This window comes from Pseudomonas sp. NY15435, assembly GCF_048068295.1.
Classification (GTDB): Bacteria; Pseudomonadota; Gammaproteobacteria; order Pseudomonadales; family Pseudomonadaceae; genus Pseudomonas.
On record NZ_JBLUQA010000018.1, the window covers coordinates 24,174 to 37,176 of the forward strand.

11 protein-coding genes are annotated in these 13,003 nt (G+C 65.6%); 9 read left to right on the forward strand and 2 right to left on the reverse strand.

Annotation, left to right across the window (positions count from 1 at the left end; genetic code table 11):
• Positions 1–136 precede the first annotated feature (136 nt).
• Positions 137–1,048, reverse strand: coding sequence for a LysR family transcriptional regulator (locus tag ACNFH5_RS28460; RefSeq protein WP_024765694.1), 912 nt, complete (start codon positions 1,046–1,048; stop codon positions 137–139).
• Between the two features lie 245 nt (positions 1,049–1,293).
• Here ACNFH5_RS28460 and ACNFH5_RS28465 point away from each other — a divergent pair, with 245 nt between their 5' ends.
• The 4 genes from ACNFH5_RS28465 to ACNFH5_RS28480 all read left to right on the forward strand — a co-directional run bounded on the left by ACNFH5_RS28465 (position 1,294) and on the right by ACNFH5_RS28480 (position 4,607).
• Entirely contained in the window at positions 1,294–2,007 is a 714-nt protein-coding gene (locus ACNFH5_RS28465) for a tellurite resistance TerB family protein (RefSeq protein WP_416751941.1), read from the forward strand.
• 184 nt (positions 2,008–2,191) lie between these two features.
• Positions 2,192–2,977: a tellurite resistance TerB family protein gene (locus ACNFH5_RS28470; RefSeq protein WP_416751943.1), complete on the forward strand. Its 786-nt coding sequence runs from the start codon at positions 2,192–2,194 to the stop codon at positions 2,975–2,977.
• Positions 2,978–3,087: 110 nt separating this feature from the next.
• The gene (gene eco, locus ACNFH5_RS28475) at positions 3,088–3,570 is read left to right on the forward strand and encodes a serine protease inhibitor ecotin (RefSeq protein ID WP_416751945.1); all 483 of its coding nucleotides are present in this window, start codon (positions 3,088–3,090) and stop codon (positions 3,568–3,570) included.
• Between the two features lie 371 nt (positions 3,571–3,941).
• Entirely contained in the window at positions 3,942–4,607 is a 666-nt protein-coding gene (locus ACNFH5_RS28480; RefSeq protein WP_416751947.1) for a hypothetical protein, read from the forward strand.
• Between the two features lie 147 nt (positions 4,608–4,754).
• Here the strand turns inward: ACNFH5_RS28480 and ACNFH5_RS28485 are convergent, their stop codons facing one another.
• Positions 4,755–5,663, reverse strand: coding sequence for a LysR family transcriptional regulator (locus ACNFH5_RS28485; protein WP_416751949.1), 909 nt, complete (start codon positions 5,661–5,663; stop codon positions 4,755–4,757).
• 124 nt (positions 5,664–5,787) lie between these two features.
• Between ACNFH5_RS28485 and ACNFH5_RS28490 the strand changes: the two genes are divergently transcribed.
• The 5 genes from ACNFH5_RS28490 to ACNFH5_RS28510 all read left to right on the forward strand — a co-directional run bounded on the left by ACNFH5_RS28490 (position 5,788) and on the right by ACNFH5_RS28510 (position 12,910).
• On the forward strand, positions 5,788–7,452 hold the full coding sequence (locus ACNFH5_RS28490) for a GMC family oxidoreductase (RefSeq protein WP_416751950.1): 1,665 nt from the start codon (positions 5,788–5,790) through the stop codon (positions 7,450–7,452).
• 186 nt (positions 7,453–7,638) lie between these two features.
• A complete protein-coding gene (locus tag ACNFH5_RS28495; RefSeq protein ID WP_416751953.1) occupies positions 7,639–9,261 on the forward strand; it encodes an MFS transporter in 1,623 nt (540 codons plus the stop codon).
• Between the two features lie 132 nt (positions 9,262–9,393).
• Entirely contained in the window at positions 9,394–9,678 is a 285-nt protein-coding gene (locus ACNFH5_RS28500) for a hypothetical protein (RefSeq protein WP_416751955.1), read from the forward strand.
• A 459-nt stretch (positions 9,679–10,137) separates the two neighbouring features.
• On the forward strand, positions 10,138–11,193 hold the full coding sequence (locus ACNFH5_RS28505; RefSeq protein ID WP_416751956.1) for a putative 2-aminoethylphosphonate ABC transporter ATP-binding protein: 1,056 nt from the start codon (positions 10,138–10,140) through the stop codon (positions 11,191–11,193).
• Position 11,194: 1 nt separating this feature from the next.
• Positions 11,195–12,910, forward strand: a complete 1,716-nt coding sequence (locus ACNFH5_RS28510) for a putative 2-aminoethylphosphonate ABC transporter permease subunit (RefSeq protein ID WP_416751958.1) — start codon at positions 11,195–11,197, stop codon at positions 12,908–12,910.
• The last annotated feature ends 93 nt before the right edge of the window (positions 12,911–13,003 follow it).

The window sequence follows — 13,003 nt, forward strand, 5'->3', positions numbered from 1 at the left end:
TGTGCGTGCTCCGGCGTAGGGGCGGTGCCCGGAACTTGGCCCTTTGGTATGGGACGAGAGACTAGAGTCCAGGCGTGGGGTCGACAAATTCTAATTACTGAAAGCACCGTTCGATTAAATCGAACGCTATAAGCCTCTAGATCGAAAGGCGTTTTGCGTTGGGTTGCTCGCGGGCGACGGTGAGGAACGGGTCCACCAGTGCCGGCCGCGCGGTACCGCGACGCCACGCCAGGCCGACGTCCAGGGGTTCGGACAGGTCCACCAGCGGCCGCGCTTCGATGATGTCGCCTTCCAGCGACCAGGGGCGGTAGGTCATGTCCGGCTGGATCGACAGGCCAAGGCCGGCCGCTACCAGGCTTCGCACCGCTTCCACGGACGCCGTGCGCAGCGTCACCTGCGGCACCAGCCCGGCGCGGGACCAGATGCGCTGCGTGTGCAGGCCCATCTCGTCGGCGTTCAGCTGGATCAATGGCTCGCCCGCCACATCGGCCAGGGCGATGCTGTCGCGCTCCAGCAGCGGGTGCTGCGCCGGCAGCCAGAGGCGGTGCGGCGAGTGGGTCAGTACCTCGGTCTGCAGGGCGTGGCGGTCCTCCAGGTTGGACAGGATCAGCACGCCGACATCGATCTCGCCGCTGACCAGCAGGTGCTCGATGTACGGGCGTTCGTCCTCCACCACGCGGGTCTTCACGTTGGGGAAGGCGCGCTGGAAGCGGTTGATCAGGTCGGCGAGGTAGTAACCCGCCACCAGGCTGGTCACCCCGATGGTCAGGCTGCCGGCTACCTGGTCGGTGCTCTGCTGCAGGCTGCGCTTGGCGTTCTCCACCGTGGCCAGGATCAGGTGCGCCTGGCGCAGGAACTGGTGGCCCTGGTGGGTCAGGGTCATGCCCTTGGCGTGGCGGTCGAACAGGCGTACGCCGATCTCTTCTTCCAGTTGCTGGATGGCCAGGGTCAGGGTCGACTGGGAAATGAACACCGCCTGGGCGGCGGCGGAGATCGAGCCAGTCTCGGCGACGGCGATGAAGTGGCGGATCTGGCGGAGCGTCATCATGGTGATTTGGCCGCTGGCGCGCGGAGCTGCGATCTAGAGCCTTGTCTAGCCGCTCTCGGCGCATTTCATTGTTGTTTATCGAAAATCTATAGGAGCATTCTTTTTAATCGAATGAAAGCGGCCTATTTGCCCTGCGGACCCGCCGGCAAAGGCCCGCAATATCCGGAAGCACACTGTCGCTGCGTCCCGGCCGCGCCCTGGACTAGAGTCGGAATCCACATTTTTGATAGACAGTGGAGATCGCCATGAACACTCGCGGCCTGCTTGACCAGCTTCTCAGATCCGGCCAGGACCTCCTGCAGAACAAGGGCGTGGCCCGGCAGGAGGGCGGTCAGTCACCAAGCAAGGGCGGCGGCCTGGACCTGGGCAGCCTGCTCTCCGGTGCCGGCGGCGGCGCTCTGGCAGCGGGCGCGCTGGGCCTGCTGATGGGCAGCAAGAAGGCGCGCAAGGTCGGCGGCAAGGTTGTCGCTTATGGCGGCCTCGCTGCGCTGGGTGTACTGGCCTACAAGGCGTACGGCAATTGGCAGCAGAAGCAGGCCAGCGCTCCGCGCGGCGAACCGCAGACCGTCGACCGCCTGCCGCCGGCCCAGGCCGAGCAGCACAGCCACGCCATCCTGCGAGCCATCGTCGCCGCCGCAAAGGCCGACGGACATATCGATGATCGCGAACGCCAGCTGATCGATGGCGAAATCGCCAAGCTCACCGGCGACGTCGAGCTGCAGGGCTGGCTCGACCGCGAACTGGCCAAGCCGCTGGACCCGGCCGAAGTTGCCCGCGCCGCTACCAGCGAGGAAATGGCCGCCGAGATGTATCTCGCGAGCCTGCTGATGGTCGACGAAACCAACTTCATGGAGCGCGCCTACCTCGACGAACTGGCCCGCCAGCTGAGCCTCGACGCCGGCCTCAAGGTCGAACTGGAAGCCCAGGCGCAGAAAGCACTGGAAGCCGTGCCCGCGTGAGTTCTTGACGGCCTTCGCAACCGCCGGACAAGCCCCGGGGCCCAGTCGCTTCGCCTGGCCCCACGGGTAATCGCCTTCGCCTGGCTCCTGCCCCACCCGGGCCGGCTGGCGGACGGCGCTGGCGCATCGGTGTGGCGGGACTATCGTTGCCCAACGCACACCGCGCGATGGCGAGGGACTGGTCATGAATACAACCGATCTACTGGAACAACTGCTGCGGGCCGGACAGGGCTCGGCGGCGCAACAACAAGGCGGCGCTAGCGGCGCTGACCCGTTGGGTGGCCTGGGCGGCTTGCTTGGCGGGCTGCTGGGTGGCGGCGGTGGCGGGGGCCTCGGCTCGATCCTTGGCGGCGCTAGCTCTGGTGGCGCCGGCGGCGGTGGTCTGGGTGGCCTGGGCGGCGTGCTGGGCAGCATGCTTGGTGGCGGCAACAGCGGTGGCGGGGCTACCCAGGGACGTTCCGCTGGCGGCGGCGTCAACTACGCCATGCTCGCCTCACTGGGCATGATGGCCTTCCAGGCCTACCAGAACTGGCAGCGCCAGCAGAGCGCCAATCCCTCGCAGCAGCAATCGCTCACCACGGTCGATCAGCTTGACGGCCCCGAAGCCGAGGCCCACAGCCACGCAATACTCACCGCCATGCTTGCGGCCGCCAAGGCGGACGGGCGGATTGACCAGCGCGAACAAGCCGCCATCCAGGCCGAACTGCAGCGACACGCAGGCGAGCCACAGCTGCAGGCCTGGATCGACGCCGAGATGCGCAAGCCGCTGGACGCCGCGGATGTCGCGCAGTCCGCCCAGGGCGACCCCGCCGTGGCCGCCGAAATGTACCTGGTCAGTGTGATGCTGGTGGACGATCAGCAGGACGCCGAACGCTCCTATCTCGACGAACTTGCCTACAACCTCAACCTCGCCCCGGAACTGCAGGCGCACCTGGAGCAGCAGGCGAAAGCGGGTGGTGAAGTAGCTTGATACAACTCAGGGCATGGCCGTAGGAGTATTCGTACAATCTGACGGTCAGAGACGCTCGGACGAACGCACCCGTGCGGTGCGTTCGTTCCTCAATTCTGCAAGGAGGCTTCATGCCGTTCGCTCGTTTCGCCCTGCCCGCCGCGCTGCTGCTCAGCGCCACCGCCACCCTGGCCAACGCTGCCAAGCTCGAAGATGTCGCGCCTTATCCCAAGGCCGAAGAAGGCTTCGTGCGCCAGGTCATCCATCTGCCCAAACAGGCCCATGAAGAGAACTTCAAGGTAGAGATCCTCGCCGGCAAGACGCTGACCGTCGACTGCAACCGCCAGCGCCTGGGTGGCACCCTGGAGGAGAAGACCCTGGAAGGCTGGGGCTATTCCTACTACCGCCTGGACAAGGTCAGCGGCCCGGCCAGCACGCTGATGGCCTGCCCGGAAGGCAAGAGCAAGAAGGACTTCGTCCCGGTGATCGGCGAGGGCTTCGTGCTGCGTTATAACAGCAAGCTGCCCATCGTGATCTATGCGCCGAAGGACGTTGAAGTGCGCTACCGCCTCTGGTCCACTTCCGACAAGGTCGAGCACGCCCGCGCGGAGTAACGCTATCCAGTTGTAGGAGCGAGCTTGCTCGCGAACAGCCTTCCCCGGGCTTCGGCGCTGGGTGGCTTCGCGAGCAAGCTCGCTCCTACAAAGAAGCCTGCATAACCTCAGAGCGCTCCTCCGGCCTGGTGCATCGGTGCTGCCAGATTGCCTGGTACAAGGCTGCCAGATCACGGGTGACGCGCGCCGTGTCGAACAGCAGTGAACTCAGGGCGCTGCCGCGCGATCCAGGCCTGTATGCAGTAACGGTGTACGTCATTTCCGAAAATATCCCCGTCATTTCTCAACGCTCGCCCTGACTATGGAGCGTCCGCTTCGGTGCGTGGCAGGGTGCCGTCTTCTTCATTTTTCTTGTAGTGGGCGGAGCGGATATGGCGGCCGATTGGCTGGATCTACTGTTTACCGGGCTGGCAGGTTTGTCGGCGTTCGTGACCATCGCCGCTGCGTTGGCGCACGCGGTGGTTTTCCTGTGGCGGACCCCTGGGGGCATGCCGGGGCTTTTCTCCCGTGGGCGTTTGCAGGCGCTGGCGGACATGCGAGATGACCCGCGGACCACGGGCGAGCTGGCGATTTACCTGGACAGTGAGCTGGCGCTGGAGAAGTTCCGCACTGCCTCGGGCATCAGTGCCAATCACCAGCAGATGGTGGCGCTGATGCGACTGTTCCGCATGGGCATGTGGGAGCGCGAGGAGATTCGTAGCCTGGCCCGTTACCTGAAGGTTTCGCCGATATGGCTCTGCCCGCGAATCGAGATCGGCAGGCCGGAACAGGTCGAAGCGATCAGTGCCCTTGTCATTGGCGTGGCCTTGCCCTTGAGCGGAGCGCTCGTCTGGGCTGCGCTGATCCTGAAGTTGCCGATCTACGGTTTCCTGCTCGGAGCGCTGGCTTTCCTGTTCTCGGTCCTGCTGGCGGGCTGGGTCGGCAAGGCCTGGGGCGACCTGCGCAGCGCCAAGCGCATCAAGGCTTACCTTGATGATCACCCACACATCCTGCAGTCGGCCGCCCGCGCCGCTAGCCAGGTGAAAGCCGCCGCCTGAGCGGATTCGGCCGCGCAACCCAAGTGCCCCGCAATAGGCGGGGCGCTTGCTTTCAACCCAGACGCAACGCCTGCGACAATTTCGGCAGCTGCACCCAGGGCCAACGGCTCAACGAGATTCCGCCAGGCGTCAGGCTTGACGGAGTCCTCACCCTACCGGGCTGCCAGACCCTGCGCCTACAAGTACCCCTTGCTCCCGCCCACAGACCTCCACCAGAAAATCCCACACCAGTCTCAGCCGCACCGACCGGTGCAACTCCCGCCGCGTGCACATCCAGTATTCCCGTTCGATGAACTCCTCCGGCAGCACCGGCACCAGCAGCGGGTCGTGCAGGCCCATGTACTGCGGGAGGATGGCGATGCCAATGCCCGCCTGGGCGGCCTGTTGCTGGGCGACCACGCTGGTGCTGCGGAAGACCACCTGCGGGTGGCGGCAGAAGCTGTGGTGGAACAGCAGTTCCTGGCTGAACAGCAGGTCGTCGACGTAGCCAATCCACGGGTGCTGGCCGAGGTCCTCGCGGTCGCGCAGGGGCGGAGCGTTTTCCAGATAGGCGGGGCTGGCGAACAGGCTCAGGCGGTAGCGGGTGAGCAGGCGGCTGATGACCAGGTCGGCGCTGGGGCGTTCCAGGGTGATGGCGATGTCTGCCTCGCGGTTGGTGATGCTGACGAAGCGCGGCACGGAGACCAGTTCCACTTCCAGGCCGGGGTAGCGCTGCATCAGTTCGCCCATGCGCGGGGCAAGGAACATGGTGCCCAACCCTTCGGTGACGCCGATGCGGATCTGCCCCAGCGGCGAGATGGCCTGGCTCATTTCCTCCTGGGCGAGCAGGGCGGTGTTCTCCATGGCCTCGGCGTGCTTGAGCAGCGCCTGGCCGGCGGGGGTGAGCTGGTAGCCGCCGGTGTGCTGGGCGAACAACTGGGTGCCGAGGTCGCGCTCGATGCTCTCGATATGCCGCGCCACGGTGGCGTGCGTGGTGCCCAGGCGCTTGGCGGTGGTCAGCAGGCGGCCACTGCGATGCAGCTCCAGGAAGTAGCGCAGGTCATTCCAGTCGAACATCTCGGCAGTCCTTGTTGTTAGAAAACGCACAGCAGGTGACTCGAAACGACTGTTCTTTTATCACGAACGAACGACTAGGCTCGGTCGTCATACAAAAAGAACAAGCACGACGAGGTACTTTTCCATGCCCCAGGCACTGGATGCTTATGACTACCTGATCGTCGGCGCGGGCCCTGCCGGCTGCCTGCTGGCCAATCGCCTGTCCGCCGACCCTGCCAACCGCGTGCTGCTGCTCGAAGCCGGCGGCCCGGACAACTATCCCTGGATTCACATTCCCGTCGGTTACCTCTATTGCATCGGCAACCCGCGCACCGACTGGTGTTTCGACACCGAAAAGGTGCCGGGCCTGAACGGCCGCGCGATCAAGTACCCGCGTGGGCGCACGCTGGGCGGCTGCTCCTCGATCAACGGCATGATCTACATGCGCGGCCAGGCGCTGGACTATGACGGCTGGGCGGCCGAGGGTAATCCCGGCTGGGGCTGGAACGATCTGCTGCCGCTGTTCATGAAAATGGAGGACCACTTCGCCGGAACGAGCGAGCTGCACGGCTCGGGCGGCGAATGGCGGGTGGAGAAGCAGCGGTTGTCGTGGGCGATTCTCGACGCCTTCCGCGAGGCGGCGGCGCAGTCCGGTGTGCGCCCGGTGGAGGATTTCAACGGCGGCGACAACGAAGGCTGCGGCTACTTCCAGGTCAACCAGCGTTCCGGTGTGCGCTGGAACGCGTCCAAGGCCTTCCTGCGGCCCATTGCCAACCGCCCCAATCTCACCGTGCTGACGAATGTCGAGGCCCTGCGCGTGCTGCTGGAGAACGGCCGCGCCGCCGGGCTGGAAGTGAACTGGCAAGGTGCGCGGCGTGAGCTGCGGGCCCGGCGCGAGGTGATTCTCTGCGCGGGGGCGATCAATACGCCGGTGCTGCTGCAACGCTCCGGCATCGGCCCGCGCGACCTGCTGGAGAAGCACGGCATCGGCGTGCGCCACGCGCTATCCGGCGTGGGCGGCAACCTGCAGGACCACCTGCAACTGCGCCTGATCTACCGCATGAACGGTGCGCCCTCGCTGAACCAGATCGCCTCGACGCTGTGGGGCAAGATGGGCATGGGCCTGGAGTACCTGCTCAAGCGCAGCGGCCCGCTGTCCATGGCGCCGAGCCAGTTGGGTGCGTTCGCCAGGTCCGACCCGAACCAGCGCTCGGCCAACCTCGAATATCACGTGCAGCCATTGTCGCTGGAACGCTTCGGCGAGCCGCTGCACAGCTTCCCGGCGTTCACCGCGTCGGTGTGCGATCTGCGGCCGCTGAGCCGTGGCACGGTAACGCTGCGCTCGCTCGACCCGCGCGACAAGCCGGTGATCCAGCCCAACTACCTGAGCCATCCGGAGGACCTGCGCGTGGCTGCCGATGCCATTCGCCTGACGCGGCGCATCGCTGCTGCGCCTGCGCTGGCGCGCTACCAGCCGGTGGAGTTCAAGCCCGGCCCGGATTACCAGACCGAAGAAGACCTGCATCGCGCCGCCGCCGAGATCGGCACCACCATCTTCCACCCGGCCGGCACCTGTCGCATGGGGCAGGGCGAGGGCGCAGTGGTGGACAGCCAGCTGCGCGTACATGGAATACCCGGCCTGCGCATCGCCGACGCTTCGATCATGCCCAGCCTGACCTCCGGCAACAGTTGTTCGCCGGTGCTGGTGATCGCGGAAAAGGCCGCGCAGATGATTTTGAGCGAACCCGCGCGCAGCGTGGAGGTCATCCCTTCCAGTGGGCGCACACAGGAGGAAGCTCCGGTGGCGTGACGGTAGAACCGTCTCCCCACCTTCCGTTGCGTGGATTTCTGCTAGCGCTCCGCCTGAGTGCACGGTGGTTCGCGAGCAAGCTCGCTCCTACAAGGAGCCGAAGAAAACGCTATCGCGCGGTGTGAAAGCCGTGGCAGTCGAGGCTGACAAAAACAAAAGCCCCCAGAAGGGGCAGGAGAGCCCGTAATGACCGATGTAGCGCAGTCCAGTTCCTACGAGCGGCCCGCGACCTCGCGCCGCGATGAGCGCAAGGTGATCTTCGCCTCGTCGCTCGGCACAGTGTTCGAGTGGTATGATTTCTTCCTCTACGGCTCGCTGGCAGCGATCATCGCCAAGCACTTCTTCGCCGGGGTCAACGACACCACCGCCTTCATCTTTGCCCTGCTGGCATTCGCCGCCGGCTTCCTCGTCCGCCCCTTCGGCGCGCTGGTGTTCGGCCGCCTGGGCGACATGATCGGGCGCAAGTACACCTTCCTCGTCACCATCCTGTTGATGGGCCTGTCGACCTTCGCCGTCGGTCTGCTGCCGGCCTATGCCACCATCGGTGTGGCGGCGCCGGTCATCCTCATCGTGTTGCGTCTGCTCCAGGGCCTGGCATTGGGTGGCGAGTACGGCGGCGCAGCGATCTACGTGGCCGAGCATGCGCCGGACCATAAACGCGGCGCCTACACCAGCTGGATCCAGTGCACCGCCACCGGCGGCCTGCTGCTGTCGCTGGTGGTGATCTGGGGCTGCCGCCAGATCACCGGGCCGGAGTTCGAAACCTGGGGCTGGCGCCTGCCGTTCCTGATCTCCATCGTGCTGCTGGGCATTTCCACCTGGATTCGCCTGTCCATGCACGAGTCGCCGGCATTCCTGAAGATGAAGGCCGAGGGCAAGGTGAGCAAGTCGCCGCTCAAGGAGTCGTTCACCAATTGGAGCAACCTGAAGATCGTGCTGATCGCGCTGTTCAGCATCAACGCCGGCCAGGCGGTGACCTTTTACGCGGCGCAGTTCTACGTGATGTTCTTCCTCACCCAGGTGCTGAAGGTGGACCCGGCGCTGTCCAACGGACTGTTGATCATCTCCCTGGTGATTGGCGCGCCGCTGTTCGTGATCATGGGCTGGCTGTCGGACAAGGTCGGTCGCAAGCCGGTGCTGATCACCGGCCTGCTGCTGGCCACGGTGCTGTACTTCCCGCTGTTCAAGGCGCTGACCCATTACGCCAACCCGCAGATCGACGCGGCCTCGCGCCAGGCGCCGGTCACTGTGATGGCGGACCCGGCGACCTGTACCTTCCAGTTCGACCCGGTGGGCAAGGCCAAATTCGACAGCGCCTGCGACAAGGCCAAGACCCTGCTGGTGAAGGGCGGCGTGCCCTACAGTTCAGTGGCCGCCCCGGCTGGCAGCGAGCTGGTGGTAACCGTAGGCGAGAAGCGTATCGAAGGCTTCGACGCCGCCGCGCTGGGTACAGCGGTCAAGGATGCCGGCTACCCGACCGTGGCCGATTCCTCGCTGGTGAACCGGCCGATGGTGGTCGCCATCATCGTTGCGCTGATCTTCATCGCCACCTGCTGCTACGGCCCGCTGGCGGCGCTGATGGTCGAACTGTTCCCGACGCGCATCCGCTACACCTCGCTGTCGCTGCCGTACCACATCGGCAACGGCTGGTTTGGCGGTCTGCTGCCGACCATCTCGTTCGCGCTGGTGGTGTACACCGGCAACATCTTCTACGGCCTGTGGTACCCGGTGCTGATCACGGCGATGAGCCTGGTCTGCTCGCTATTGTTCCTGCGCGAGACCAAGGACAACGACATCCACGCCGACTGATTTGCCCAGAAGAGGGACGAGGGGCGCCTGCGGGCGCCCTTCGCATTCATTGCGCGGTGTCCAGGCTCGCCTTACCCTTGCGCTATTTCCCGGCGCGTATTGCGCAGGGCCCTTTGCGGAGACCCATTGAGCATGAAACAGGAAATCGCCACCGTGACCGTCAGCGCCGAACATTGGGGGCGCGAGGCCGAAGCGGTGGATAACGCCCGCGTGATGGTGAGCCTCAGTGCGCCGGAAGAGGGTGTGATCGAGGTGAGCTTCAAGGGCCAGCTGGATGCTCCGGAAGAACCGACCCACGTCTGCGTGACCCTGGAGAATGGGCTGTCTTATTACGGCGAAATCCAGGGCGGCGAGGCGAGCGAGGAGGGCGGGTCGATCCGCTTCGAGGGTGAGTTGATCGATCTCGACGGGTTCTGAGCCGTTCAAGGGGCGGGCTCCGGCAGTCGGTTTCGCTTGGGGCGTAGAATTCCCTCGTTGAATCGATGCTCCAGCTGACGAAGGCCAGTCCCTGGTCCATCGCGCTTCTCGCGGCATCCACGTCGCCCAACTGCGGAAGCCCCAATCCAGCCACGGGTGTTTCGCTACAGGTCGCAGCGAGGGCGAGCATTTTCTGTAGGAGCGAGCTCGCTCGCGAACAGATTCCCCTTCGAATTCAGTTTCGCGAGCAAGCTCGCTCCTGCACGTCGGCGTAAGTGCAGCGTCGGGATCGACGCGCCTATGCAAGTTTTTTCACCCCCATACCAAAATCTGCCTATGGATCTATCGGCGCACTTGGCCCTTTAGCAATAGTGCCGTCGCAATCCCTCCCTAGCATGGACCTCGTTCCTTCACGCCACGGCACACGCGGCGTGGACCACAAGAAAACGAGGTACCGCCATGCATCCCACCATCGCCGGCACGCCGCTCAGCGTGCGTCACATCCGCAAGCGCTTCGGCCAGTTCGTCGCCCTCGACGGCGTGTCGCTGGACGTCAAGGCCGGTGAACTGGTCTGCCTGCTCGGCCCCTCGGGTTGCGGCAAGACCACGCTGCTACGCTGCATCGCCGGCCTGGAACAACAGGATGTGGGCACTCTGCACCTGGGCGAGCGCGACGTGTCGAACCTGCCGCCGCAGGCGCGGGACTACGGCATCCTGTTCCAGTCCTACGCGCTGTTCCCCAACCTCACGGTGGAGCAGAACATTTCCTACGGCCTCACCAACGCCAGCAAGGAAGAAGTCCGCCGCCGTGTTGCCGAGATGCTCGAGCTGGTCGGCCTGACCGGCAGCGAGAAGAAGTACCCCGGCCAGCTCTCCGGTGGCCAGCAGCAACGCGTCGCCATGGCCCGCGCGCTGGCGCCGAGCCCGTCGCTGCTGTTGCTCGACGAGCCGATGTCGGCGCTGGATGCGCGCGTCCGCGAGCACCTGTGTGGCGAGCTGCGCCAACTGCAGAAGAGCCTGGGCATCACCACCGTGATGGTCACCCACAACCAGGACGAGGCCATGCTGATGGCCGATCGCATCGCGGTGATGAACCACGGGCGCATCGAGCAGTACGGCACCGCCCAGGAGATCTACAGCACCCCGAGCACGCCCTTCGTCGCCGAGTTCGTCGGCCAGGGCAACTGGCTGCCGTTCGAGCGCGGCAGCGATGGCCATGCCCGCGTCGGCAGCCTCAACCTGCGCCTGCACAGCCAGGCGCAGAGCGCCTCGGGCCGGCTGTTCTGCCGCCCTGAGGCGATCAGCGTGAACCCGGCGGTGCACCAGGAAAACCTGTTCCGCGCGCAGATCCGCGAGATCACCTTCCTTGGCAACCGCTGCCGCATGAGCTTCGAGCTGGAGCAACTGCCGGGCCACGCGCTGCTCGCCGAGCTGGCGCCCGAGGACATGCCGCGCCTGGGCACGCCGGACATCTGGGTGTCGCTGCCGCCGCGCAGCCTGCAGGTGTTTGCCTGAGATGGAAGCCGTGGTGAAGCACAGTCCGGCGCTGTCCGTCGGCAAGGCTCGCGGCGATCTGGGTGATCGCCTGTTCGTCCGTGGCGGCAAGGTCCTGCTGCTGGTTCTGCTGACGCTCGCGGTGCTGATGCCGCTGCTGGCCATCTTCTGGCGCGGCTTCAGCGGCGAAGCGGGGCAGGGCGGCGGCCTGGCGGCCATGGGCGAGTTGCTGCGCAGCGACAACTTCCACTGGCTGCTGGGCAACAGCCTGAAGGTTTCCGTGAGCGTGGCGTGCATTGTCGTGCCGGCGGCCTATCTGTTTGCCTACGCGCTGCAACGTACGCTGATCCCGGCCAAAGGCCTGTGGCGCGGAATCTCCCTGCTGCCGCTGCTGGCGCCGTCGATGCTGCCGGGCATCGCGCTGATCTACCTGTTCGGCAACCAGGGCCTGCTGCGCCATCTGCTGCCGGACAACATCTACGGTTTCTGGGGCATCGTCCTGGGCGAGGCGATCTATACCTTCCCCCATGCGCTGATGATCCTGCTCTCGGCGCTGTCACTGGCCGATGCGCGCCTGTTCGACGCCGCCTCCAGCATGGGCGCCGGGCCGTGGAAAGCTTTCCGCAGCATCACCTGGCCGGCTTCGCGGCAGGGCGTTTTCGCCGCCTTCTGTCTGGTGTTCACCCTGACCATCACCGACTTCGGCGTACCAGTCGTGGTGGGCGGCGACTATCAGGTGCTGGCGCTGGAGGCCTACAAGGCGGTGGTCGGGCAGCAGCAGTTCGGCCGTGGCGCGCAGATCGGCATGATCCTGCTGCTGCCGGCGCTGCTCAGCTTCGCCGTGGACACCTGGCTGCGCCGCCGCCAGGGCGACGCCATGAGCGGCCGTGCGCAGGTCTACCATCCCAAGCCATCGCGTCGTCGCGATGCTGCCTTCCTCGCCATCGTCGTGCTGATCAGCGCGGTGCTACTGGGCGTGCTGGGCATGGCGGTGTACTCCTCGCTGGTGAAGTTCTGGCCCTATAACCTCTCGCTGTCGCTGCACCACTACGACTTCAACACCACCGCCGGCGGTGGCTGGCTGGCCTACCGCAACAGCCTGACCATGGCCGTGTGCACCGCGATCATCGGCAGCGCGCTGATCTTCACCGGCGCCTACCTGATCGAGAAGACCCGCGAGCAGCGCTGGCTGAGCCAACTGCTGCGCATGCTCTGTTTCGTGCCGATGGCCGTGCCGGGCCTCGTGCTGGGCCTTGGCTACGTGTTCTTCTTCAACCTGCCGGGCAACCCGCTGCATGTGTTCTACGGCAGCATGGCGCTGCTGGTGGTGTGCACCATCGCTCACTACCTGACCACCGCGCAGATGACCGCCACCGCCGCGCTGCGCCAGCTCGACGGCGAATTCGAGGCCGCCGCGCTGTCGCTGAAGATGCCGCTGTGGCGCCACTACCTGCGCGTCACCGTGCCGATCTGCCTGCCGGCGCTGCTGGACATCACCCGCTACCTGTTCGTCTCGGCGATGACCACGGTCTCGGCGGCGATCTTCCTCTACAACCCGGACACCATCCTCGCCGCCGTCGCCGTGCTGAACATGGACGACTCCGGCAACGTCGGCGGCGCCGCCGCCATGTCGACCCTGATCCTGCTCACCTCCGCCGCCGTGTCGCTGCTGCTGGCCGGCGCCTCGCGCGGCCTGCTGCGCCGCTCCCAGGCCTGGAGGAAGGGCGCGAACCCGTAACACCGCTGGACGCTGTCGCCTGGCATCTACCTGCCGGGCTCAACCCCTGACAAACCCGCCCCGAGCGGGAGACCAACACTGCCAAGGAGCTCC

Excerpts from the sequence above, each read along its gene's own strand:
- eco (WP_416751945.1), top strand. The coding sequence starts at position 3,088 with ATGCCGTTCGCTCGTTTCGCCCTGCCCGCCGCGCTGCTGCTCAGCGCC.
- ACNFH5_RS28465 (WP_416751941.1), top strand. The coding sequence starts at position 1,294 with ATGAACACTCGCGGCCTGCTTGACCAGCTTCTCAGATCCGGCCAGGAC.
- ACNFH5_RS28480 (WP_416751947.1), top strand. The coding sequence starts at position 3,942 with ATGGCGGCCGATTGGCTGGATCTACTGTTTACCGGGCTGGCAGGTTTG.
- ACNFH5_RS28470 (WP_416751943.1), top strand. The coding sequence starts at position 2,192 with ATGAATACAACCGATCTACTGGAACAACTGCTGCGGGCCGGACAGGGC.
- ACNFH5_RS28490 (WP_416751950.1), top strand. The coding sequence starts at position 5,788 with ATGCCCCAGGCACTGGATGCTTATGACTACCTGATCGTCGGCGCGGGC.
- ACNFH5_RS28495 (WP_416751953.1), top strand. The coding sequence starts at position 7,639 with ATGACCGATGTAGCGCAGTCCAGTTCCTACGAGCGGCCCGCGACCTCG.
- ACNFH5_RS28460 (WP_024765694.1), bottom strand. The coding sequence starts at position 1,048 with ATGATGACGCTCCGCCAGATCCGCCACTTCATCGCCGTCGCCGAGACT.
- ACNFH5_RS28505 (WP_416751956.1), top strand. The coding sequence starts at position 10,138 with ATGCATCCCACCATCGCCGGCACGCCGCTCAGCGTGCGTCACATCCGC.
- ACNFH5_RS28510 (WP_416751958.1), top strand. The coding sequence starts at position 11,195 with ATGGAAGCCGTGGTGAAGCACAGTCCGGCGCTGTCCGTCGGCAAGGCT.
- ACNFH5_RS28500 (WP_416751955.1), top strand. The coding sequence starts at position 9,394 with ATGAAACAGGAAATCGCCACCGTGACCGTCAGCGCCGAACATTGGGGG.
- ACNFH5_RS28485 (WP_416751949.1), bottom strand. The coding sequence starts at position 5,663 with ATGTTCGACTGGAATGACCTGCGCTACTTCCTGGAGCTGCATCGCAGT.